At 31.7% G+C, this 23,923-nt stretch carries 27 protein-coding genes; 17 read left to right on the forward strand and 10 right to left on the reverse strand.

Going from position 1 to position 23,923, the window contains the following annotated elements; genetic code table 11:
• From dltB to dltD, 3 genes are all read left to right on the forward strand, one after another.
• On the forward strand, window positions 1–1,068 hold a 1,068-nt coding region (gene dltB / locus CD129_RS03110), incomplete at its 5' end, for a D-alanyl-lipoteichoic acid biosynthesis protein DltB (RefSeq protein ID WP_126577731.1).
• A 16-nt stretch (window positions 1,069–1,084) separates the two neighbouring features.
• On the forward strand, window positions 1,085–1,321 hold the full coding sequence (gene dltC / locus CD129_RS03115) for a D-alanine--poly(phosphoribitol) ligase subunit 2 (protein ID WP_115337666.1): 237 nt from the start codon (window positions 1,085–1,087) through the stop codon (window positions 1,319–1,321).
• Window positions 1,318–2,496: a D-alanyl-lipoteichoic acid biosynthesis protein DltD gene (gene dltD, locus CD129_RS03120; RefSeq protein WP_115337665.1), complete on the forward strand. Its 1,179-nt coding sequence runs from the start codon at window positions 1,318–1,320 to the stop codon at window positions 2,494–2,496. The genes dltC and dltD overlap by 4 nt, the downstream gene beginning before the upstream one ends.
• Before the next feature lie 594 nt (window positions 2,497–3,090).
• On the opposite strand, the gene CD129_RS03125 is transcribed toward dltD, so the two are convergent.
• Window positions 3,091–3,333: a NifU family protein gene (locus CD129_RS03125; RefSeq protein WP_017001072.1), complete on the reverse strand. Its 243-nt coding sequence runs from the start codon at window positions 3,331–3,333 to the stop codon at window positions 3,091–3,093.
• Between the two features lie 111 nt (window positions 3,334–3,444).
• On the opposite strand from CD129_RS03125, the gene CD129_RS03130 reads away from it, so the two are divergent.
• A complete protein-coding gene (locus CD129_RS03130; protein WP_107509674.1) occupies window positions 3,445–3,771 on the forward strand; it encodes a YuzD family protein in 327 nt (108 codons plus the stop codon).
• 34 nt (window positions 3,772–3,805) lie between these two features.
• On the opposite strand, the gene CD129_RS03135 is transcribed toward CD129_RS03130, so the two are convergent.
• Window positions 3,806–4,870 carry an NAD(P)/FAD-dependent oxidoreductase gene (locus CD129_RS03135; protein ID WP_078357677.1) on the reverse strand — a complete coding sequence of 355 codons (1,065 nt, stop codon included), beginning with the start codon at window positions 4,868–4,870 and terminating at the stop codon, window positions 3,806–3,808.
• 153 nt (window positions 4,871–5,023) lie between these two features.
• Between CD129_RS03135 and CD129_RS03140 the strand changes: the two genes are divergently transcribed.
• The 7 genes from CD129_RS03140 (at window position 5,024) to CD129_RS03170 (ending at window position 10,778) form a co-directional block, all read left to right on the forward strand.
• Window positions 5,024–5,260 (forward strand): YuzB family protein, encoded by a 237-nt coding sequence (locus CD129_RS03140; RefSeq protein ID WP_025904683.1) that lies wholly within the window; start codon window positions 5,024–5,026, stop codon window positions 5,258–5,260.
• An 11-nt stretch (window positions 5,261–5,271) separates the two neighbouring features.
• Window positions 5,272–5,631 carry a HesB/IscA family protein gene (locus CD129_RS03145; RefSeq protein WP_078357676.1) on the forward strand — a complete coding sequence of 120 codons (360 nt, stop codon included), beginning with the start codon at window positions 5,272–5,274 and terminating at the stop codon, window positions 5,629–5,631.
• A gap of 153 nt (window positions 5,632–5,784) precedes the next feature.
• Window positions 5,785–6,999, forward strand: coding sequence for an NAD(P)/FAD-dependent oxidoreductase (locus tag CD129_RS03150; protein WP_078357675.1), 1,215 nt, complete (start codon window positions 5,785–5,787; stop codon window positions 6,997–6,999).
• 65 nt (window positions 7,000–7,064) lie between these two features.
• Window positions 7,065–7,385: a YuiB family protein gene (locus CD129_RS03155; protein WP_078357674.1), complete on the forward strand. Its 321-nt coding sequence runs from the start codon at window positions 7,065–7,067 to the stop codon at window positions 7,383–7,385.
• A gap of 16 nt (window positions 7,386–7,401) precedes the next feature.
• Window positions 7,402–8,877 (forward strand): M17 family metallopeptidase, encoded by a 1,476-nt coding sequence (locus CD129_RS03160; protein WP_115337664.1) that lies wholly within the window; start codon window positions 7,402–7,404, stop codon window positions 8,875–8,877.
• Window positions 8,878–9,052: 175 nt separating this feature from the next.
• Window positions 9,053–10,387: a Na+/H+ antiporter family protein gene (locus CD129_RS03165; protein ID WP_174221870.1), complete on the forward strand. Its 1,335-nt coding sequence runs from the start codon at window positions 9,053–9,055 to the stop codon at window positions 10,385–10,387.
• 22 nt (window positions 10,388–10,409) lie between these two features.
• A complete protein-coding gene (locus CD129_RS03170; RefSeq protein WP_078357671.1) occupies window positions 10,410–10,778 on the forward strand; it encodes a PaaI family thioesterase in 369 nt (122 codons plus the stop codon).
• A gap of 97 nt (window positions 10,779–10,875) precedes the next feature.
• Here the strand turns inward: CD129_RS03170 and mnhG are convergent, their stop codons facing one another.
• The 8 genes from mnhG to kapB all read right to left on the reverse strand — a co-directional run bounded on the left by mnhG (window position 10,876) and on the right by kapB (window position 17,138).
• The gene (mnhG, locus tag CD129_RS03175) at window positions 10,876–11,217 is read right to left on the reverse strand and encodes a monovalent cation/H(+) antiporter subunit G (protein WP_078357670.1); all 342 of its coding nucleotides are present in this window, start codon (window positions 11,215–11,217) and stop codon (window positions 10,876–10,878) included.
• Entirely contained in the window at window positions 11,195–11,485 is a 291-nt protein-coding gene (locus CD129_RS03180) for a Na(+)/H(+) antiporter subunit F1 (RefSeq protein ID WP_078357669.1), read from the reverse strand. Before CD129_RS03180 ends, mnhG begins: the two co-directional genes overlap by 23 nt.
• Window positions 11,482–11,964, reverse strand: coding sequence for a Na+/H+ antiporter subunit E (locus tag CD129_RS03185; protein ID WP_078357668.1), 483 nt, complete (start codon window positions 11,962–11,964; stop codon window positions 11,482–11,484). The genes CD129_RS03180 and CD129_RS03185 overlap by 4 nt, the downstream gene beginning before the upstream one ends.
• On the reverse strand, window positions 11,964–13,454 hold the full coding sequence (locus tag CD129_RS03190) for a Na+/H+ antiporter subunit D (RefSeq protein ID WP_078357667.1): 1,491 nt from the start codon (window positions 13,452–13,454) through the stop codon (window positions 11,964–11,966). Before CD129_RS03190 ends, CD129_RS03185 begins: the two co-directional genes overlap by 1 nt.
• Window positions 13,447–13,788, reverse strand: a complete 342-nt coding sequence (locus CD129_RS03195) for a Na(+)/H(+) antiporter subunit C (protein ID WP_078357666.1) — start codon at window positions 13,786–13,788, stop codon at window positions 13,447–13,449. Before CD129_RS03195 ends, CD129_RS03190 begins: the two co-directional genes overlap by 8 nt.
• Window positions 13,788–14,216 carry a Na(+)/H(+) antiporter subunit B gene (locus tag CD129_RS03200; protein ID WP_078357665.1) on the reverse strand — a complete coding sequence of 143 codons (429 nt, stop codon included), beginning with the start codon at window positions 14,214–14,216 and terminating at the stop codon, window positions 13,788–13,790. Before CD129_RS03200 ends, CD129_RS03195 begins: the two co-directional genes overlap by 1 nt.
• The gene (locus CD129_RS03205) at window positions 14,197–16,608 is read right to left on the reverse strand and encodes a Na+/H+ antiporter subunit A (RefSeq protein ID WP_107509678.1); all 2,412 of its coding nucleotides are present in this window, start codon (window positions 16,606–16,608) and stop codon (window positions 14,197–14,199) included. The genes CD129_RS03200 and CD129_RS03205 overlap by 20 nt, the downstream gene beginning before the upstream one ends.
• Window positions 16,609–16,760: 152 nt before the next feature.
• Entirely contained in the window at window positions 16,761–17,138 is a 378-nt protein-coding gene (gene kapB, locus CD129_RS03210) for a sporulation phosphorelay system protein KapB (protein ID WP_107509679.1), read from the reverse strand.
• A 76-nt stretch (window positions 17,139–17,214) separates the two neighbouring features.
• Between kapB and CD129_RS03215 the strand changes: the two genes are divergently transcribed.
• The 6 genes from CD129_RS03215 to CD129_RS03240 all read left to right on the forward strand — a co-directional run bounded on the left by CD129_RS03215 (window position 17,215) and on the right by CD129_RS03240 (window position 23,507).
• Complete coding sequence (locus tag CD129_RS03215) at window positions 17,215–17,808, forward strand: peptidylprolyl isomerase (RefSeq protein WP_078357662.1); 594 nt, start codon at window positions 17,215–17,217, stop codon at window positions 17,806–17,808.
• Between the two features lie 82 nt (window positions 17,809–17,890).
• Window positions 17,891–18,091 carry a hypothetical protein gene (locus tag CD129_RS03220; RefSeq protein ID WP_078357661.1) on the forward strand — a complete coding sequence of 67 codons (201 nt, stop codon included), beginning with the start codon at window positions 17,891–17,893 and terminating at the stop codon, window positions 18,089–18,091.
• A 589-nt stretch (window positions 18,092–18,680) separates the two neighbouring features.
• A complete protein-coding gene (gene ygs / locus CD129_RS03225) occupies window positions 18,681–19,061 on the forward strand; it encodes a S1 domain-containing post-transcriptional regulator Ygs (protein ID WP_078357660.1) in 381 nt (126 codons plus the stop codon).
• A gap of 287 nt (window positions 19,062–19,348) precedes the next feature.
• Entirely contained in the window at window positions 19,349–20,893 is a 1,545-nt protein-coding gene (gene pruA / locus CD129_RS03230; RefSeq protein WP_107510099.1) for an L-glutamate gamma-semialdehyde dehydrogenase, read from the forward strand.
• A gap of 70 nt (window positions 20,894–20,963) precedes the next feature.
• A complete protein-coding gene (locus CD129_RS03235; protein WP_078357658.1) occupies window positions 20,964–22,154 on the forward strand; it encodes an ornithine--oxo-acid transaminase in 1,191 nt (396 codons plus the stop codon).
• A 108-nt stretch (window positions 22,155–22,262) separates the two neighbouring features.
• Entirely contained in the window at window positions 22,263–23,507 is a 1,245-nt protein-coding gene (locus tag CD129_RS03240; protein WP_078357657.1) for a Glu/Leu/Phe/Val family dehydrogenase, read from the forward strand.
• Window positions 23,508–23,923: the final 416 nt, after the last annotated feature.

The raw sequence follows: 23,923 nt of genomic DNA on the forward strand, positions 1-23,923 counted from the left end.
AACTTATATGATAATAAATTTTTAAGTTATCAATTTATTTTCTTTGCTCTATATATATGTTATCAAGTTGTATTGATTAGAGTTTATATTTCGATAGCAAAGAAAACAAACCAGTTTAAAAATTATGCTTTTGCAATAGTACTTTCAATATTACCTTTAATTATTGTGAAAATATTACAAAGTAGTTGGCTAGGGGATTTTCAAATAACAGTTCACGGTAATAAATTAATTGAATTTATAGGATTTCTAGGTATTTCGTATATTGCATTTAAAAGTGTTCAACTCATTATGGAAATTCGTGATAATAGAATAAAATCAATCAATACAATGAAACTAATTGATTTTATTACATTCTTTCCAACGATATCTTCAGGTCCTATAGATAGATATAAGCGATTTATCAAGGATGAAGAAAAGATTCCTGAACCCAATGTTTATTATGGAATGCTTATAAAAGCTATACATATGGTGTTTATGGGATTTTTATATAAGTATATTATTGCTTATTACATAAATGAAAATGTAATTAAAGTTACGCCAATAGATACAGATCCTACCTTTTTAAATTATCTTTATTACATGTACGGGTATAGTTTTTATCTGTTTTTTGATTTTGCAGGATACAGTTTATTTGCTATAGCATTTAGTTATTTATTCGGAATTCAAACTCCAATTAACTTTAACAAGCCATTTAAAGCTAAAAATATTAAAGAATTTTGGAATAGATGGCATATGAGTTTATCTTTTTGGTTCAGAGATTGTATATATATGAGGTTTGTTTTTTGGGTATCCAAAGAAAAATTACTAAAAGATAAGCTGTTAATATCTAACCTGGGATTTTTAATCAATTTCTTTATTATGGGAATTTGGCATGGTATTGAAATACATTATATTCTTTATGGTTTATATCACGCATTCTTATTTATTGCATATGGTTATTTTGAACAATGGCGCAAAAAGCATCCGCCAAAACTTAATTATAAGTTAATGAATGTGATCGCAATATTAATTACATTCCATAGTGTAGCATTTGGATTTTTATTATTCTCAGGAAAATTAATACATTAAATAAGGGAGTTATATTATGAATTTTGAAGAAAAAGTATTAAATATATTAGCTGAAGTTGCTGAAAATGATATCGTAAAAGAAAACCCTGATATCGAAATTTTTGAAGAAGGGTTTATAGATTCATTTGCAACTATAGGCTTGTTGTTAGAAATTCAAAATAATTTAGACATTGATGTTACAATTACGGATTTTGATAGAGATGAGTGGGCAACACCGAATAAAATTATAAAAGTACTTAAGGAATTACAATGAAAATAAAATTATTGTTGCCTTTATTGTTAAGTGGTATTTTATTTGGCTTATTTTTATTAATTCCAGTTGAATGGCTTACATCTTTATCTAAACAAGACAATATTAATAAAGAAGCAATTTCTTTAAATGATTCTGTACTAAAAGGCGTGCACTCTCAAGAGGAAATGTTGTTAAGTAAACATTATTATCCTATATTTGGCTCAAGTGAATTGGAAAAACAAGATATATTTCATCCAGCGCATATTTTGAAAGATAAAAATGCTAAATTAAAGCCATATTTAATTGGAACAGGTGGCTCTACAGATTTAATCCATGCAATTAATGTTGGCAGCCAAGCACACAATCTAAATGGAAAAAAAGTAGCTATCATCATTTCACCCCAGTGGTTTACTGATCATGGTTTAACAAATGATAACTTTAGCGCTAGATTTTCACCATTACAAGCGGATCATTTATTTAAAATTAAATCTTTGAGTCCAGAATTAAAAGACAGATTTGCAAAAAGATTAGTTCAATTTAAACAATTAAAATCAGATCCATATTTAAATTCTGTATTAAGTAAAAAAAATCATCAGTATGATGAAGGAACTTTTATGAATGATTTTGAAAATAACATCCATGAAAAACATGATGCTTTAAAGTCTATTTTTGGTAGAGAAAAAGTCGCTTTAACGAATAGTTCTAAACATCATTTTAGTCATATGAAATGGGATGAAATGAGATTATATGCTAATCAATATGGTGAAAAGCATTCTACAACTAATAATTTCGGAATGAATGACCAATATTGGAATTTATTAAAAGAGCAACGAAAAAGATACAATAGAAATTACGAGTTCAATAACCAGTCTAAAGAATTCGATGACTTACAGTTGTTAATTGACACATTAAAAGAAGTAAATACAGATCCATTATTTGTTGTTATTCCAGCAAATGGAAAATGGTATGATCATATTAATGTTAATAGAGAGAAAAGAGAAGCAGTATATCAAAAGATTAATAAAATGCTCACATCAAATAATATGAAAGTATATGACATAACCGATAAAGAATATGAACCATATGTCATTACAGATGCAGTTCATATAGGTTGGAAAGGTTGGGTCTATATTAACGAGCAAATGATTAACCATATAAATGGACAATATGATAATAAAGTAAGTCGACAATATTAATAATATTACCTAGGAAATATTAAAAAGCACCGTGCCAACTTTATGGCACGGTGCTTCAGACTGTCGACAACCTGTCTTGAATTTATCAAGACGGGCCCAACATGATAAAATGGACGGGCTGAATATTGTAAGACGAGGCTAACATGATAAATAGACGGACTGAATATTGCATGACTAGGCAAACATGATAAATAGAGAGTCTGAATTTATCAAGACGAGGCAAACATGATAAATAAACGGGCTGAATATTGCAAGATGAGTCAAACATGATAAATAGAGAGTCTGAATATTGCAAGATGAGGCAAACATGATAAATAGAAAGGCTGAATATTGCAAGATGAGTCAAACATGATAAATAGAGAGTCTGAATATTGCAAGACGAAGCAAACATGATAAATAGAGAGGCTGAATATTGCAAGACAAGGTCAACATGATAAATTGAGAGGCTGAATATTGCAAGATGAGTCAAACATGATAAATAGACGGGCTGAATTTATCAAGACGAGCCAAACTTGATAAATAGAAAGAAAAAAAGCACCGTGCCAACTTTATGGCACGGTGCTTTTTTAATACTTATAAATAAAATGAAAGTGATTAGAAAACTTGTTCTACTTCTACAACGCCAGGTACTTCTTCTAGTAAAGCACGTTCTATGCCAGCTTTTAGAGTAATTGTAGAACTTGGACATGTACCACAAGCTCCGAGTAATCGTAGTTTAACGATACCATCATCAACATCTACTAATTCACAGTCACCACCATCGCGTAATAGGAATGGTCTTAATTTCTCAAGTACATCACTAACTTGATCAAACATTGTTTGTTGTTCAGTAGTCATATATATAAATACTCCTCTCATCAAGTGTTATTAGATACATTAATCTTATTAATCTATTATAATAGATATAAGGTAAAAAATCTATTCATCAAACTAGGGGGGTATGATTATATGTCCAAAGCAAGTATAGTAGTTTATGGTGCAGATGTTGTATGTGCGAGTTGTGTTAATGCACCATCATCGAAGGACACATATGAATGGTTACAAGCTATTTTAGGAAGAAAATATACGGATTTAGAATTTGAATACACTTATATTGATTTTTTTAAACAGACTGAAAATTTAACAGATCATGATCTTCAGTTTATAGAAAGAATTAATGAAGATGAATTGTTTTATCCACTTGTTACAATAAATGATGAATATGTTGCTGATGGTTTTATTCAGTTAAAGCATATCACGAGATTTATTGATGAACATGTCGCCATTGAACAATAAAAAAAGTAGCAGATATTTCTGCTACTTTTTATCATTATCCATTATGGTATTTATATAACCAGAGTACTCCTGATTTAATGACTCTTGCTAATCGTCCTGTAACTGTTTGTTCCATTAGATAAGCGAAGCCTTGTTTCTCACCAAGTGAACCTACAAATCCTTGAGGTTTTAACTCGGGCATTTTTTCTGGTAAAGGTTTATCAGTCCATTGTAATTTCATAACTTCAGCAATTTGATCTGCTTGTATTTCTGCTAAATAAGCACTTGGTGCGTGAGGCAATGCTGCACAGTCACCTACAATATATACATTTTTATAAGTTGGAATTTGATGATATTGGTTTACAATAACTCTTCTACCATCATTAGTATCAACTGGAAGATTTCTTACGATTTCAACTGGTTGAATGCCGGCAGTCCAAACGACTAAATCTACATTATGAATGTCTTCATTGTTGTATAATTGGCCAGGCTCAACTTGTGTAATATTTGAATTAGGAACAACTTCTACATTATGTTTATCAAACCATTTCTTTACATATTTACTTAACTTTTCTGGAAATGCAGGTAAAATTCTAGAACCTCTATCAAAAAGTTTAATCTTGATATCTTGTCTGCTTTCACGTAATTCACTAGCTAATTCGATACCACTTAAACCCGCACCAACAATTCCGACAGTAGCATCACTTGGTAAGTCACATATTGCTTGATATGTTTTACGAGCATTTTGTACTGTTTGAATACTGTAAGTGTAGTCTTTTGCTCCAGGTACATTATGATATTTATCTTCACATCCTAAGCCGATAACAAGTTCATCGTAATCAACACGTGAGTCACCAACTGAAACAATTTGATTATCTAAATCAATATCAGTAATTTCCCCATATACTGTATTAATTTTTTTGTCTTTAGGAAATTGAACACGAATATCTTTATCTGGTTTTGTACCTGCTGCTAATGCGTAGAATTCTGTTTTTAAACCATGAAATGGCATACGATCAATCAGCGTAATTGAATAATCGGACGGTAAAATGCTTGGAAGGATTTCTTTCATCAAACGCATATTACCATATCCGCCCCCTAATAATACTAAGCTTTTCATCGTTATTCTCCTTTGTCCATAAATCAAATTTCTACAAATTTGTATGTATATATTTTATAATATATAAGTATACTTTTAGTATAATCTTTTTTGGCATAAACTACAATGAATGTTAAAATAGTTTAATGAATATAAAGTGAGTAGGTGAACACATTGAATCCGATTGTCGAATTTTGTATTTCAAACTTAGCCAAGGGTGCTGATGTAGTGTTTAACAAGCTCGACAATGATCCAGAAGTAGATGTATTGGAATACGGTTGTCTACAAAATTGTGGACCATGTGCAAGAGGGTTATATGCACTAGTTAACGGAGATATGGTTAAGGGAGAGACACCAGAAGAATTACTAGAAAATATATATAGTCACATAGAAGAAAATTGGATTTTTTAGGAGGAATAAATATGTCAACAGTTATATTAACTGAAGCAGCAGCTTATGAAGTTAAAGATATGATGAAAAGTAACGATATGCCAAATGGTTATTTAAGAGTATCTGTTAAAGGTGGCGGTTGCACAGGACTATCTTATGGTATGTCTGCAGAAGAAGAACCTGCTGAAAACGACGAAACACTAGAATTTTTTGGTGTTAAAGTAATAGTAGATAAGAATGATGCTCCGATACTAAATGGTACAACAATTGACTTCAAAACATCATTAATGGGCGGTGGATTTTCTATTGAGAATCCTAATGCAATTGCAGCTTGCGGTTGTGGAAGTTCATTTAAAACAAAAGACGTTGCAGGTACGCCAGAGAATTGCTAAGGAAATAACATGTGACACTTGAATTTATCTTTATAAAAATATACAATTGTACTTGTATGTAAATAGCAGTATCATTACTTGTGATGAAAAACACAAAGTGACACAACTTTCCTATAAGTGTCAAACAAATATTAGAAAGTATAGGTGAAAATAATGGGATTTGAACGTAAAAAAGTTCTCGTATTAGGGGCAGGTTACGCTGGCTTACAAACAGTAACTAAATTGCAAAAATTAGTTTCAAACCAAGATGTTGACGTTACTTTAATCAACAAAAATGATTATCACTATGAAGCTACATGGTTACATGAAACTTCAGCTGGAACATTAAATTACGAAGATGCTTTATATCCAATTACAAATGTAATTGATAGAAATAAAGTAAACTTTGTAAAAGCAGAAGTTAGTAAAATCAATAAAGATGCTAAAACAGTTGAAACATCTAATGGTATATTTGAATATGACATTTTAGTTGTTGCATTAGGATTCGAAAGTGAAACATTTGGAATTGAAGGTATGAAAGAACATGCTCTTCAAATCGAAAATATTAACACTTCTCGTCGTATTTCTAAGCATATTGAAGATAAATTTGCTAATTATGCTGCATCTAAAGAAAAAGATGAAAATGATTTAGCTATTTTAGTAGGTGGTGCTGGTTTCACTGGTGTTGAATTACTAGGTGAATTAACTGAACGTATCCCTGAATTATGTAAAAAATACGGTGTAGATCAATCTAAAGTTAAAATTACTTGTGTTGAGGCTGCTCCAAAAATGTTACCAATGTTCTCAGAAAACTTAGTGAACTATGTTGTTAAATATTTAGAAGACCGTGGAGTAGAATTCAAAATTTCTACACCAATCGTTGCTTGTAACGAAAAAGGCTTCGTAGTTAAAGTTAATGATGTAGAACAAACTCTTGAAGCAAACACAGCAATCTGGGCTGCTGGAGTTAGAGGTAGCAAATTAATGGAAGAATCATTCGATGGCGTTAAACGTGGTCGTATCGTTGTTAAAGATGATTTATCAATCGACAATTACGATGATATCTTCGTTATTGGTGACTGTTCAGCTGTTATGGCTGGTGAAGGAGACAACAAACGTCCACTTCCAACAACAGCTCAAATCGCTATGCAACAAGGTGAACACCTTGCTAAAAATATTAAAAACATCTTTAACGGTGAAAAAACAGAAGCTTTCTCTTATGATGACAAAGGTACTGTATGTTCATTAGGTAGCCGTGACGGTGTTGGTGTCGTTATGGGTCGTGAAATTACTGGTAAAAAAGCAGCATTCATGAAAAAAGTTATCGATACTCGCGCTATTTTCAAAATCGGTGGTATCGGATTAGCCTATAAAAAAGGTAAATTCTAATTGATTAATTATTAAATGTAGAGCCCTGCTATTAGGCGGGTCTCTTTTTTTAAAGGAGGTTAGCTATGATATCTTTACCTCAAGTTATCATATCAATGGCATTGTTTTTTGTTTTGTTTTTTGGCATCGCATTTATATTGAATATGCTATTAAAAACTACTTGGCTAATGGTTGTATTTTATCCATTCGTTATTTTTGCGATTGTAGATAAAATATCGACAGCTATGTACTTTACAGATCCATCAACAGCATTTTCAAAACTTATTTCTGGCATAACAAATATACATACAGCTGACATATTAATGCTCGGTTCAGGATGGATTGGTGCGATTGTAGCAGGTTTTGTTATAAGGAATTTAAGAAGAAGTGGTTATTCAATGTTCTAACAAAGGGGATAATAATATGAAATTTAACATTTTAGAAAAATATTCAAATAATGAATTTCCAATTATAATAGGTTGCCCAAGTCATTTAAATCAAATGCATAATTTTGAAGAAGTGAATAATATATTAAATGGGCAGTTAGATAATTTGAAAAAACAACAAATTATAAGTAGTGAACTAGGTGAAGTTACAAGTACTGCCGTTACTGTTAATAATAATATTGTTAAATTAATTTCTATAGGTTTAGGAAATTTAAAGGAAATTAAAGAAAACGATTATCAAGTTATATATGGTAATTTAAGCCGTTATCTACATAGCAATAAAATAGAAACTGTTAATCTATTTGATGATACATTTTTAACACAAAATGTTACTGAAAAAGAACGATTATATCGATTCGGATGGTTATCAAAACAAGCTGTATTCCAATTTGATCATTATAAGTCAAATAAATCAGCGAATGTTGAAACTAAGATAAACTTTATTTCTACATCTAATGAAGATATTGAGTCATACATTAAGCACGGTGAGATATTAGGAGATAGTATCAATTTGGCGAGAACTTATTCACAAACACCTCCTAATATTTTGACACCTGATTATTTTGCACAACAAATTGAAGAACATTTTAAAAACTCTAAAGTTCAGGTCACTATCAAAGACGAACAAGCTATTCGCGAGGAAGGTATTGGCTTATTAGATGCAGTTGGTAAAGGGTCTGTAAACCCTCCACGCCTAGTTACTTTAGAGTATAAAGGATCTAAAAATGATCCTATCGCCTTAGTAGGAAAAGGGGTCACTTACGATTCTGGTGGTTATCAAATTAAATCCAAAACAGGCATGCCTACTATGAAATACGATATGAGTGGTGCTAGTAATGTAGTAGCAATGGTTAATGCGATCTCAGAATTGCAATTACCTGTTCACATAGTTGCTGTATTGCCGTTAGCTGAAAATATGGTATCTAGTAATGCAATGAAACCTGATGATGTATTTACTGCTTTAAGTGGTGAAACTGTTGAAATTACAAATACAGATGCTGAAGGTAGACTTGTTTTAGCAGATGCTGTTTCATATGTTGCTCAGTATAAACCAGAACTTATTATGAACTTTGCTACATTAACAGGTGCTGTAGTTGCTGCATTAGGATTAGGAAAAACAGGTATATTCTCTAGTGATGCAGATCAATATATTGAAGATGTAAAGAAAGCAGCAAGGTATTCAAATGAAATAAGTTTTGAATTACCAATTACAGACGAAGAAAAAGATGATATTAAGTCTTCAGAAGTTGCCGATTTAACAAACTGTATATTAAATAAAAATGGTAAAGCGCTATTTGCTGCAGCATTTGTAACACATTTCAGTGGAGATATCCCTCATTTACATTTTGATATTGCTGGATCAGGTGAAACTGAAAAAGTATCGTTCCGTGGACCAAAAGGCGCTACTGGTGCAATGATTCCTACGGTTATTCATTTCTTAAAAAACAGATAATGCGATATATTATAAAATAATCGAAAAATACTTACAAAGTCACACTGGTTTTGTAAGTATTTTTTAAATTATATTATTCTAAAAATTCTGACTAGTTATCGATATATTGACATCATATTTCTCAACTGATATGATAAATTCATCATTTTACTTTATCGTGGTAGAGAGTTAAAGAATGGAGAGGGTCTTTTTGGAATTTAATGCAGTACTTGTAGCTGTTATTGTAATGATTATACTTTGTTTAATGAGACTTAATGTCGTTTTGAGTATTTTCGTGGGTGCATTAACAGGTGGTTTGTTAAGTGGTATGTCGCTTGATAAAGTGATATCTACATTTGGAAAAACAATCGTTGATGGTTCAGAAGTTGCACTATCATATGCTTTATTAGGTGGATTTGCGGCACTTATTTCATATAGTGGAATTACTGACTACATAGTTGGTAAAATCATCAAATCAATGAAAAAAGAAAATTCGCAAAAAAGTAGACTTAAAATTAAAATTACTTTGGTAGCTGTATTACTCGTTATTTCAATTTTAAGTCAGAATATTATACCTGTCCATATAGCTTTTATACCAATCCTTATACCACCATTATTAAGTCTATTTAATGAATTAAAAATGGATAGAAGGTTAATAGCAACAGTAATAGGTTTTGGATTATGTTTTCCTTATATATTATTACCATACGGATACGGACACATCTTCCAGTCAATTATATTTGATGCATTTGGTAAAGCAAATGTAGATATAGAATTTTATAATATTTGGAAAGCAATGCTTATTCCTTCAATGGGCTATGTTGTTGGATTAATAATTGCAATCATACTTTATTGGAGACCAAGAACATATAAAACAATAAAAATAGAAGAAGAACAAGAATTGAAAACTTTAAAACCATATCCTTTAATTGTTACTGGAGTTGCCATTTTAGCAACATTTATTGTTCAGACATTTACAGAATCAATGATATTCGGTGCTTTAGCTGGTATTCTAATTTTCTTCTTCTCAGGATTATATAACTGGAAAGATTTAGATGTTAAATTAGTTGAAGGAATTCAAATAATGGCATATATAGGTGTTGTTATTTTAACTGCGAATGGTTTTGCGGGTGTAATGAATGAAACGAATGAAGTAGGTACACTAGTTAAAAGTCTCTCTTCTATTACAGGCGATAACAAAGCTTTTAGTATCATAATGATGTTGATAATAGGATTGATCGTGACATTAGGCATAGGTTCTTCATTTGCAACCATTCCCATTATTGCAAGTTTATTTATCCCATTCGGACAAGAAATTGGTATGAGTTCTATGGCACTAATAGCAGTGATTGGTACTGCAGGTGCATTAGGCGATTCAGGGAGTCCTGCAAGTGATTCAACATTAGGTCCAACAGCAGGATTGAATGTCGATGGAGAACATGATCATATAAGAGATACTTGTATACCCAATTTTATTATATATAATATACCATTATTGATATTTGGCTTTATCGCTGCTATGGTATTATAGTATCAATAAGGGGGATCATAATATGGACTTAATAGAAAATCTTCAAATAGAAACAGTAGAATCAAAATATGGTTATATTGAAATGACAATGCCTGTAACTGACAAAGTCAAACAACCATTTGGATATTTACATGGTGGCGCAACAATCGCATTAGCTGAAACAGCAGCATCTGTTGGTGCACATATATCTTCAAATGAAGATGAAATACCTTTAGGATTAGAAATTAATGCAAATCATATTAAATCTATACGAAGCGGTGAAGTAAGAGCTGTGGGGAAAGCACTTCATATCGGACGTACTACACAAGTATGGGATGTTAAAGTAACAAATGAAGAAGAGCAATTAATTTCAGTAATTAGAGCAACTATAGCTATAAAAAAGAAAAGATAAAAATAGGGATGAGACATAGATTTATAGAATCCCAAAGAAAAAGACGAAATTCACGATAAAGAGTGAATTTCGTCTTTTTTAATTCCTAAAGTATTGTTTATTTTGCATCTTTTAAATCGTCTCGAATTGTACGTTCAGTTGGTTTAACCCCCATATAATACGCACTTCTTGAAACTAAGTGTCCTGCTAAAGGACCTGTAATAAATATAAAAATAATACCTAGTAATAATTGAACATTGAAATGACCTTCTTTACCTATGAAGTAGATCATTACACCTAATAAAATTAACATAACTCCAAGAGTTGAAGCTTTACCAGAAGCATGTGCTCGTGAGAACACATCTGGTAATCTTAGAATACCTAACGCTGCGAAAAAGCTAAAGCATGCACCAATGACCATCATAATTATTGAGATACTAATAAGAATCGTTTCTATCATTTTCAATGATCTCTCCTTTATCCATGAACTTCGCAAATGCTGCAGTACCTAGGAATGCTAAAATACCTATTAATAAAAGTATAACGAATAAATATCTTGTGTTAGTTAATACAGAGAACAATGCAATCATTGCCATTAAAGTTATGCCTAATGCGTCAAGAGCGATTACTCTATCAGCTAAAGTTGGTCCGATTATGACACGAACAAGAATACCTATCATAGAGAGTGCAACGATGATAATCGCGATTATTACGAATATATTTGTCATCGTATGCTCACCTCCTTGATTGCTTTTTCAAATGAATCTTTAATAGAACTTATTTCCGAATCTATATCAGAAAAATCTATAGAGTGAATATAAAGTGTTTTTTTATCATCTGAAATGGCTACGACGATTGTTCCAGGCGTTAATGTAATCAATTGTGATAGTAATGTAATTTCCCAATCATGCTCTAGTTCTGTTGGGTATGCAAAGAATGCTGGTTTATTATGAATTTCTTTTTGGATAACAATTTTAATTACATCTATATTAGCAAGTATCAATTCTTTCATAAATAATATAGCTAATAAGATACTTTTCCATACTGGACGTAAGTACAAATGTTTGCCAGGTAGTAGGGGTAAAGCAACTAATACAAACAATATACCGAATAAATATCCAAATATGAATGCACCAAAAGTATATGTCTCAGAAAGCATCATCCATAGAGTTGCTAATAGAACATTAATTAGTACTTGTATAGCCATTAATAATCGCCTCCTAACGCATTTACATATGTCTCAGGGTTATAGAAAGGCAAGGCTGCTTTTTCTATAAGAGGATATAAAAAGTCTGCGCCAAGTCCAAATAATATTGCCACTACTGTAATTGTGATTGATGCGATCATTAACTTATTAATTGGTAATTTAGGATTGTAAACATATCCTTTTTCTTCTCCCCAAAATGCCATTAAGAAGATTCGCATTACTGAGTAAAGGACACATAAACTAGATAATAATACGACAATACCACTTATATAATGACCATTTTCAAATGTAGACATTACGATAAAATACTTACCGTAGAAACCACTTAATGGAGGTATCCCGGCTAATGATAGTGCGGCAATAAAGTATATCCATCCTAGAACTGGATAATGGTTGATTAGACCACTATATTTTCTTAAATCTGGTGAACCAGTTATTTTAATGATGACACCAATTAATAAGAATAAAGAAGCTTTAATAATCATGTCATGTAGTAAGTAATAAATGCTACCCATCATACCATTTTTGTCCATCATTGCAGCACCGATAAGAATGACACCAATCGCAATCATAATATTATAAATAATAATCTTTTTAACATCATAGTATGCTATCGCACCTATACAACCCATAATAATGGTTAGTATAGCAAGTACAATCAATGTTTGAGTTATAAACTCACTATTCGTTGAATAGAATAAACTGAAAGTACGCATGATTGCATATGCGCCTACTTTAGTTAGTAATGCACCGAATAAAGCAATAATCGGGATAGGTGGTGCGTAATAAGCTCCAGGTAACCAGAAATACAATGGGAACATACCTGCTTTAGTAGCAAAAACAAATAAAAACATAATAAAAGTAATTACGACTATATTTAAATTTGCTTCTGAAAGGTCAGCAAGTTTAACGTGTAAGTCACCCATATTTAATGTTCCTGTTATGGAGTAGAGCATACCAACACCAAGTACAAAGAAAGCTGAAGTTAAAACGTTAACTAATATATATTTAATACTTTCTTGTAATTGAATTTTTGTTCCACCAATCACAAGTAATAAATATGATGACATTAAGAATACTTCGAAAAATACGAATAAGTTAAATAAATCGCCCGTCATAAAGGCACCGTTAACACCAGTAACCATCATTGATACACCAAAGTAATAAAAATATCTTTCCCGGTGTATACCAATCGATTGGTGTGAGTATATGAGTACGACGAGTGTAATAAACAAACTCGTACTAACTAACAAAGCACTCAACATATCAACGTATATGACAATACTATACGGAACTGGCCAACTACCTAAGTTCAGTGTTTGTGTGCCATCCATATTAATCATATAGATATTATATAAACTTACTAAAAAGGCTAAAGTAAAACCAGTTAGTACGACTTTACGCTTTAAATAAGGTCTTGGACCTACAAAAATTAAAGTAACAGCAGTTAAAAATGTAATGATAAGAGGTACAATAATCAAATTATTCATCTTTCGGTACCTCCTTCATCTCTTCTAAATTATCAGTTCCAAGCTCTTTATAACTTCTAAAAGCTAGTACTAAGAAAAATGCTGTAACAGCAAATGCAATAACAATTGCTGTTAAAATCAATGCTTGTGGTAATGGATCAACATAATTTTTGATGCCTTCTTCTTCAATTGGTAAAGCACCTTTCTTTAATCCACCCATAGTAAGAAGCATTAAATGAACACCGTGTGAAAGTAACGTTGTACCAATAATAATCCTAATTAAACTTTTAGAGAGAACTAGGTATACTGATACAGATATAATAATACCCGAAACGAAAATCATTAATATTTCCATTATTCATTCTCTCCAATCGCTAATATAATCGTTATCGCAGTACCTACAACAGCTAGCAGTACGCCTAAATCAAATAGCATTGCTGTATGCCAATGTACTTCACCAAATATAGGGAGGTGAAATTCCCCAAATGCGTGTGTAAAAAATGTTTTATTGTAAGTCCAACTTAAAATAGGTGTAAGAACACAAAAGAATAAACCAGTGCCTGTCACCAATTTAAAGTCAAAAGGAAACATTTTCTTTAATGTTTTAGTGTCAAATGCTATCCCGATGATGATAACTGCAGATGATAGTAATAAACCACCAACGAATCCTCCACCAGGAGTATAGTGTCCACCAAAGAATATAGAAACAGCATACATCATAATAATTAAGAAAATGATTATGGAATTAAACTGAAAGAACACATCATTCGATTGTTTCTTCATGTTCTTCACCTCCATTTTTATCATTATTACGTAGTTTAATTAAAGTATAAATTCCTAAACCAGCAATACCTAATACTGCAGATTCAAACAATGTATCAAAACCACGGAAGTCTACAAGTATTACATTGACCATATTTTTACCTGCTGCTAAGTCATAAACATTATCAATATAATATTTAGAAATTGAATCATAATGTCTATTACCATATGCAATTAGCCCAATTGTAATTACAGCAATACCTATACAAATAGAAATTATGAAATTACCGATTTTAAATTTACGGTTTTCATCGTGTCTATTCATTTTAGGTAAATGATAGAAACATAATAAGAATAGGGCAGTTGAAATTGTTTCAATAGATAATTGTGTTAGTGCCAAATCAGGTGCACCAAAGAATACAAAGAATAATGCAACTGAGTATCCAACTGCAGCAAGCATAATGATACTGAACAATCTTGATTTTGCTAATACGATACAAAATGTACTTACTAAAATTAATCCCATTAAAATCACTTCATATGGTCTAATTTCGCTTATATTATCAAATGCGATACTAACAGGATGCGTGAATAAAGTTAGTGCAGTCATAATAATAAAGAAAGCAAATATATACATTAAGTATGTTCTAATAAATCCAGTCATATAACTTTGAGTAATTTTATTAGATAAATAAGAGCTTAATTGAATACCTCTATCGTAATAATAATTAAACGTTAAATATTCTGGCTGAATATTGTAAACACCAATCCATTTTTCAACGGATTTAAATAATAAGAAACCTACTATAAATACAATTAATGTACCTATTAAAGCAGGTGTGATACCGTGCCAGTGTGATATATGTACTTCAGGTGCATCAGCAAATGGTGCTATAGCTCTTACAGCTGGAGCAATAATACTTTCACTTAATATATTTGGGAATAACCCGAAAAGCACTACTAAAAATGTTAGAATACCTGTTGGCAACAACATAAGCATTGGTGCTTCGTGTGGCTTTTTAGGTAATGCATCTGGTTTATATTCACCAAAGAATACTTCATGTACATATTTAAATGAATACACAAACGTGAAGATGCTACCTACAATAGCGACGATTGGTAGTAAGTAACCAATTGTTGATAAGCTGAAAACATCTGCTTTATGAGCATCAAACATCGCTGTTAAAAATAACTCTTTAGATAAGAATCCGTTAAACGGTGGCACACCAGCCATACTTAAAGCTGTAATAATCGTGAATGTACAAGAAATCGGCATGATGGTCATTAGTCCACCCAACTTTTTAATATCTCTTGTACCAACTTCATGATCAATAGTACCTGTAATCATAAATAACGCGCCTTTAAATGTAGCATGATTAATTAAATGGAAAACTGCTGCGATTATACTTGCTAAGAATAATTGACTTTCTTCTCCAGAGTAGTGATAACTTACAGCACCAATTCCTAACATCGACATAATCATACCGAGTTGAGAAACAGTTGAAAATGCTAAAATACCTTTTAAATCTTGCTGTTTTACGGCATTAAATGATGCCCAGAATAGTGTTATTAAACCTATTGCAGTCACCGCCCACACAAATCCTGCGCTTGCTGCAAAAATCGGTGTAGTTCTAGCAACTAAATAAATACCTGCTTTAACCATTGTTGCTGAATGTAAATAAGCACTTACTGGAGTAGGTGCTTCCATTGCATCAGGTAACCATATGTGAAATGGAAATTGTGCAGATTTAGTCATTGCACCAATTAAAACTAAAATCATCGCAAATATAAAGTAAGGTGATGATTGTATTGTTTCTGCATTCTGTATAAGTGAAGTAATACTCCATGAATTACCAGCTAATGCTAAACAAATGAATCCACCCAGTAACATTAAACCACCAAATACTGTGATTAAAAGTGACTTTTGAGCACCATATATTGATGACTGTTTATGACGCCAATAAGCGATTAGTAAGAAACTTGAAATAGATGTTAATTCCCAGAATAGATAAAGCATAAGTAGATTATCTGATAAAACAACACCTAACATTGCACCCATAAATATTAATAAATAACAATAAAAATTCCCTAATGATTCATTCTTACTTAAATATGTAATGGAATAAAGAACGACTAATGCTCCAATACCTGTAATTAATGATGCAAATAATAAACTCAAACCATCTAGATGAACTGAAAAATTCATTCCTATTCTTGGCATGAATTCCCAAATGACAATAAATGGTTTGTCCGAGTCAGGAACCTTTATGTATGACATAAAATAACTAAATATAATAATAGGAATCGGTAATACAAACCATCCTAGATGAGTTCCTTTATAAAACTTATATAAAATTGGTATTATGATTGCAAAAATTAAAGGTAATAAAATCATAATATGCATTAAACTCATTTAATAACCTCCCTCCAAAAATTCACCTAATTAATATTATACACAATAATCTCAATGCTTGAAAATACTAGCATTACTATATTTCAGAATTTTTAGGCGATTTTTAAATATGAAGAAACTCGTAATAAATTTCTTGAATTTTTTTGTAAAATTTATATATTAACCTTATATTGTCTCGAATAATCTTTTTTCAATTGTTCTATACACTTTAATGCTTGATCACTATAAGCGTTATTTTTTTTCTTCATCTTCTCTTCTAATTCATAAATAGAAGATTTTAGTGATTCAATATAATTCGGTACCTCTTCATTATACGCTTTCAAAAATTGAGCTGTTGTATATCTTTTTTCAAACTGACTCAATGCTTTTCTTTCATGGAAAAACACATTTTCTACTTCATTAGGGCTATGTAAATCACCTTGTCTAGGATGTTTCAATACTGCTAAAATTTTAACAAGAAGTTGATCTCCTTTTTCTTCAATTACTTCTACAACATACTGACCAGTTTTATGTGGAAATTGATATAACATGTTGATATCCCCTTTCTATTAAATTATGTTATGATATCACTATTGTAATTATTTTAACATGAATGGAGAATTTTAAATGACAAACTATCCACAATTAACAAATGAAATACTAGAAGGTGAAAGAGTTGTAGAAATTAAAACAACTAAAGGTAATATGACTTTCAAATTATTCCCTGAGCTAGCACCTAAAACAGTAGAAAACTTTATCGGCTTAGCTGAGAAAAAATATTACGACGGAATTATTTTCCATAGAGTAATTAATGACTTTATGGTTCAAGGTGGAGACCCAACAGGAACTGGTATGGGTGGAGAAAGTATTTATGGAAGTGCTTTTGAAGATGAATTCTCATTACAAGCATTTAACTTGTATGGTGCATTATCAATGGCAAACGCTGGTCCAAATACAAATGGTTCTCAATTTTTCATCGTCCAAATGAAAGAAGTACCAGCCAATATGTTATCTCAACTTAAAGATGGCGGTTGGCCAGAAGAAATAGTTGATCGTTATGCTGAAAAAGGTGGAACACCTTGGTTAGACCAAAAACATTCAGTATTTGGTCATATCGTTAAAGGTGAAGACATTTTAGAAGAAATCGCTAATGTTAAAGTTGGCGCTAATGACAAGCCAGCTGAAGACATAGTAATCGAGACAATTGATATTATAAAATAAATCGACATTCAATTGTCATAAAAAATCAATTCATTCGACTTAATCTTTGTTATAATCTAGATGCTAAGGGAGTGGTCGGATTATGATGGAATTTCTTTATTTTCCAGATAATAAATTAGAATATATTCCTGCTGTTGCTACGTTGTTATTATTTATGGTTTTGGCGTACATTGTTTTTATGATGTTTCGTAAAAAATCAAAAAAAGACGAAGAGAAAATGAAATCATTTGAAAAACAAGTGATGGATCATTTAGAGCAAGAGGAGAATAAAAGTAAAAAATAACTAAGTGAATATTGCTTTGCACCAACTTCTATCTGATTGAAATCCTATGAAGTTTGAGGATTAAACAATCGTAAGATCATGGTAATAAAAGTAATATCATTACAAGCTAGTTGAGAAATGCAATATAAGAGAATACTTTGGGATATAAATGTCCTAGAATTTATTAAGAGCAGAAATTCATTTTAATAATGAATTTCTGCTCTTATTTTTTATGAAAATTATTGATCAACTCATATACTTTGTTGGTATTTTTTATGCGCATGCTTTCCGCGGGCATGTTCTCAGCCTGTAGTCTTCGAATCATGCTTTTCCCGCAGGAGTCAGCGCTAAAAAATAACAAATATTAATTAAATATTTATTAAATAGTTGGAATTCATTCAAGAACTGATTCTATGTTTAATAAATCTACTTATTAAAACAAAAAACAAACTGAACTTATAAATTTAAGTTCAATTTGTTCCAAGTTCATTCTTTAAGTTATATTTATGCATTGTATTTTCAGAATTATATATCAAATTAATGGTTAATTAAAAATAACTATGCTATGATGTAAGAGTTAATAACTATAAGTACAAGGGGTTTTCTAAAAGTGGGAAAACAATATAAAGTTGGTCAGTTTGTAAAGGTAAAAGTGACTGGCATACAGCCATATGGCGCCTTTGTTGAAACCCCTGAACATGTGGAAGGTCTCATTCATATATCAGAAGTGATGAATGATTACGTGCATAATCTCAATCAATTTTTAAGTGTTGGTCAAATTGTTAAGGCAAAAGTGATCAAAGTTGAAGTAGATGGTAAACTAAATTTATCACTAAAAGAGAATGAGTATTTCAAGAGACAAGAGCGTAAGAAAGAAAAGCGTTCAGTTCTAGATGAAATACGTGAGACAGAAAAATATGGGTTTCAACCTTTAGAAGAAAGGTTGCCTAAATGGATTAATCAATCTAATAAGCATCTTGAAGACGATTAAATAATTATTTAATCGTCTTTTTGTATACTCATTTTTTGTTTAAAGGACTATAAAGAATAAAACACTGCTATTTGTAAGTGAAAATCATGAAAAAATATTAAATTTTTATAGTGTTTAAGTGAACTTTTAATCGTCTTTTTGTATATTTATTTGAAGTAATTTTACAACTTATTTTAATCCTAAATTTTTGGAAAAAATAGCTTGAAGTAATCTATAAAAGTTTGTCATTATAGGAATGTAAGGGGTTTCTTTTTTTGCCCCATATAAACATAGGGAGGTTTACTTTAATGATTCCATACAAACACGAACCATTTACTGATTTTACGAAAGAGGAGAATAAGGCTGATTATTTAGAAGGTCTTAAAACTGTTGAAGGATATTTAGGAAAAGAATATCCGATTATTGTTGGAGGGGAAAGAATTTTTACTGATGATAAAACACGTTCTTATAATCCTTCTAATATAGAAGAAACAGTTGGACTAGTTTCTAAAGCAAACAAAGAGCATGCTGAAAAAGCAATGGAAGCGGCTAAAGAAGCTTTTAAAACTTGGAGAGAAACTGATCCAATTGTTCGTGCAGATGTGTTATTTAGAGCAGCTGCAATTACTAGACGCCGCAAACATGAATTCTCAGCGTTACTTTCTAAAGAAGGTGGTAAACCATGGAAAGAAGCTGATGCTGATACAGCTGAAGCGATTGACTTTATGGAATACTATGCGCGCCAAATGTTAGAACTAAAAGACGGTAAAAAAGTAGAAAGCCGTCCTGGAGAATATAATAAATATAATTATTTACCAATTGGTGTTAGTGTCGTTATTTCACCTTGGAACTTTGCATTTGCTATTATGGCAGGAACTACTGTAGCACCAATCGTTACAGGTAATACGGTATTGTTAAAGCCATCTTCAAAAACACCTGTTATTGCTTATAAATTTATGGAAGTTCTTGAAGAAGCTGGTTTACCAAAAGGGGTAGTAAACTATATACCTGGTTCATCAAGTGAAATCGGTGATTACTTAATTGATCATAAAGATACAAGTTTAATTTCATTCACAGGTTCTCGCGATGTTGGTGTATCTATTTATGAAAGAGCAGCAAAAGTACAAAAAGGTCAAACACATCTTAAGCGTGTAATTGCTGAGATGGGTGGTAAAGATACTATCATTGTTGATTCTGAAGGTGATTTAGATTTAGCTGCAGATTCTATAGTACAATCAGCATTCGGTTTTTCAGGACAAAAATGTTCTGCATGTTCTCGTGTAATTGCTGTTGAAGATATTTATGATGATTTATTATATAAAGTGGTTGAGCGTACTGAAAAATTAACAGTCGGCGATTCTACAAATCATGAAAATTATATGGGACCTGTAATCGATGAAAATTCATTAAATAAAATTAAAAAATATATTGAAATCGGTAAAAAAGAAGGCCGTATTGTAGCTGGTGGAACAACTGATGAAGAAAAAGGTCATTTTGTTAACCCGACTGTTATTGCTGATTTGAAACATGATGACAGAGTGATGCAAGAAGAAATCTTTGGACCAGTTGTTGGTTTCAGTAAAGCAAAAGATTTTGATCAAGCAATCGAATTTGCAAACAACACTGAATATGGCTTAACAGGCGGCGTTATTTCTAATAATAGATTTAAATTAGAACAAGCACGCAAAAACTTCTTAGTAGGTAACTTATACTTTAATAGAGGTTGTACAGGTGCGATTGTTGGATATCAACCATTTGGTGGGTTCAAAATGTCTGGTACAGACTCAAAAGCTGGAGGACCAGATTACTTAGTACTTCATTTACAAGGACGAACTACGTCAGAAATGTTATAATGATGTTGGAATATTCAAAATACAGTAGGGCGTATACATGCTCTACTGTTTTAATGGGAGGAGATTTAATATGACAAAATCACAAGAAATAATTGAACAAACAAATACATTTGGTGCTCCAAACTATTTGCCATTACCAATTGTAATTTCAGAAGCAGAAGGCATTTGGGTGAAAGATCCAGAGGGTAATCGTTATTTAGATATGTTATCAGCATATTCAGCTGTTAACCAAGGTCATCGTCATCCGAAAATCATCCAAGCATTAAAAGATCAAGCGGATCGTGTAACACTAACTTCACGTGCATTCCATAGTGATCAATTAGGTCCATGGTATGAAAAAATATGTAAACTTGCCAACAAAGAAATGGTACTACCTATGAATACAGGTGCAGAAGCTGTTGAAACAGCAATTAAAGCTGCAAGACGTTGGGCATATCAAGTGAAAGGTGTAGAAGATAATAAAGCAGAAATTATTGCGATGAATGGAAACTTTCATGGTCGTACTATGGCTGCAGTTTCACTTTCTTCAGAAAAAGAATATCAAAGAGGTTATGGTCCATTATTAGGAGGATTTAAACTCGTTGATTTTGGTGATATTGAGCAAATTAAATCAGCTATTACACCTAACACAGCAGCTGTGTTAATTGAGCCTATTCAAGGTGAAGCGGGTATTAATGTACCTGAAGATGGCTATTTAAAACAAATTAGAGAAGTCTGTGATGAAAATAATGTGTTGTTTATAGCAGATGAAATTCAAGCAGGTTTAGGAAGAACTGGAAAATTATTTGCTACTGATTGGGATAACGTACAACCAGATATGTATATTCTTGGTAAAGCATTAGGCGGAGGCGTATTCCCAATTTCATGTATTGTAGGTAATAAAGAAATATTAGAAGTATTTAATCCAGGTTCTCATGGTTCTACTTTTGGTGGTAATCCACTTGCTGCTGCTGTTTCAAATGCAGCATTAGATGTAATAATTGATGAAAAATTATCAGAGCGTTCATTAGAGCTTGGTACTTATTTCAAAGATGAATTGAAAAAAATCGAACATCCATCTATTAAAGAAGTAAGAGGTAAAGGATTATTCATCGGAATCGAGTTAACTGAAGATGCTAGACCATATTGTGAGAAATTAAAAGAATTAGGACTATTATGTAAAGAAACTCATGATACAGTAATCCGTTTTGCACCGCCATTAATCATTGAAAAAGAAGATTTAGATTGGGCACTTGATCAAGTTAAGTCTGTTTTTAAATAAAAAATCTGATAACGTTTACAAAAAAGTGTTAAAGACCTTTTAAAAATAATCAATTATGTTACAATTATTTAGAGATTAAAAGTATTTAAAAAAGAGGCGAAGAGGATCATGAGCGAAAATTTAAATTTAGTTTCATCGACACAAGAAATTATTGGTGTAGCCCTTAATAAATTAGGTTTTGATGAGGGGATGTACGATTTAATTAAGGAACCAATGAGATTATTAACAGTGCGTATACCAGTTAGAATGGATGACGGTTCTGTTAAGACGTTTACTGGGTATCGTGCCCAACATAATGATGCAGTTGGTCCAACAAAAGGTGGCGTACGTTTCCATCCTGATGTTGACGTTGAAGAAGTAACAGCTTTATCTATGTGGATGACATTAAAATGTGGAATTGTAGATTTACCATATGGTGGCGGTAAAGGTGGTATTGTTTGTGACCCAAGACAAATGAGTATTCATGAAGTTGAAAGATTATCTCGTGGATATGTTCGTGCTATTTCTCAAATAGTAGGGCCAACAAAAGATATACCAGCACCAGATGTATTTACAAATTCACAAATTATGGCTTGGATGATGGATGAATACAGTCAAATGGATGAATTTAATTCACCTGGATTCATTACTGGTAAGCCAATTGTGTTAGGTGGTTCTCAAGGTAGAGACCGTTCTACTGCATTAGGTGTAGTTATTGCAATTGAACAAGCTGCCAAAAGACGCGGTAAAACAATCGAAGGTTCTAGAGTCGTTATACAAGGCTTCGGTAATGCCGGTAGTTTCTTAGCGAAATTCTTATATGACCAAGGGGCAAAAATTGTAGGTATCTCTGATGCTTATGGTGCACTTCATGATCCTGAAGGTTTAGATATCGATTATTTATTGGATCGTCGTGATAGCTTTGGAACTGTTACTAATTTATTTGATGATACTATTTCAAATAAAGAATTATTTGAAATTGACTGTGACATTCTTGTTCCAGCAGCAATCTCAAATCAAATTACTGAAGAAAATGCAAATGACATAAAAGCTAATATTATTGTTGAAGCAGCAAATGGTCCAACTACAATGGGAGCTACTAAAATTTTAAGTGAACGTGGTATTTTATTAGTACCAGATGTATTAGCAAGTGCGGGTGGCGTAACGGTTTCATACTTTGAGTGGGTACAAAATAATCAAGGTTATTATTGGACTGAAGAAGAAGTTAATGAAAAATTACGTGAAAAACTAGTTAAAGCATTTGATACAGTTTATAACTTATCAGAAAACAGAAAAATAGATATGCGTTTAGCAGCTTATATTGTAGGTATTAAACGTACAGCAGAAGCAGCTAGATACAGAGGTTGGGCATAAGCTTCAATCCAGTAATCTACTGTGAATAGAATGATTTGAGGGTGAGACAATTAATTTGTCTCACCCTCAAAATGATTTTGGGACATAAATTCTAACTCAAAATAAATAAGCATATCACTTAACTGATTTTTTTTAAGTTTATAGTGATATGCTTATTTTTTATAATACTTTACGATTTTGTACGTGCATGCTTGCCTAGGGGTATGGCTCGAGCCTGTAGTCTCTCACGCATACTATTCCCTCAGGCGTCCGCACTTACAAAATCGTTACTAATGATCTATTTTTATATGCATTTTTTCTACGATTATACTTATAAGTGATGCGTTAAAGTCAAGTCCATAATTTTGTGTAATATCTTTAGATGTAATCAACCATTGGTTTTTCTAGGGTATTAACAAAATATATATGCTTGGTTT

Source organism: Mammaliicoccus fleurettii (genome assembly GCF_003970575.1).
GTDB classification, from domain to species: Bacteria; Bacillota; Bacilli; order Staphylococcales; family Staphylococcaceae; genus Mammaliicoccus; species Mammaliicoccus fleurettii.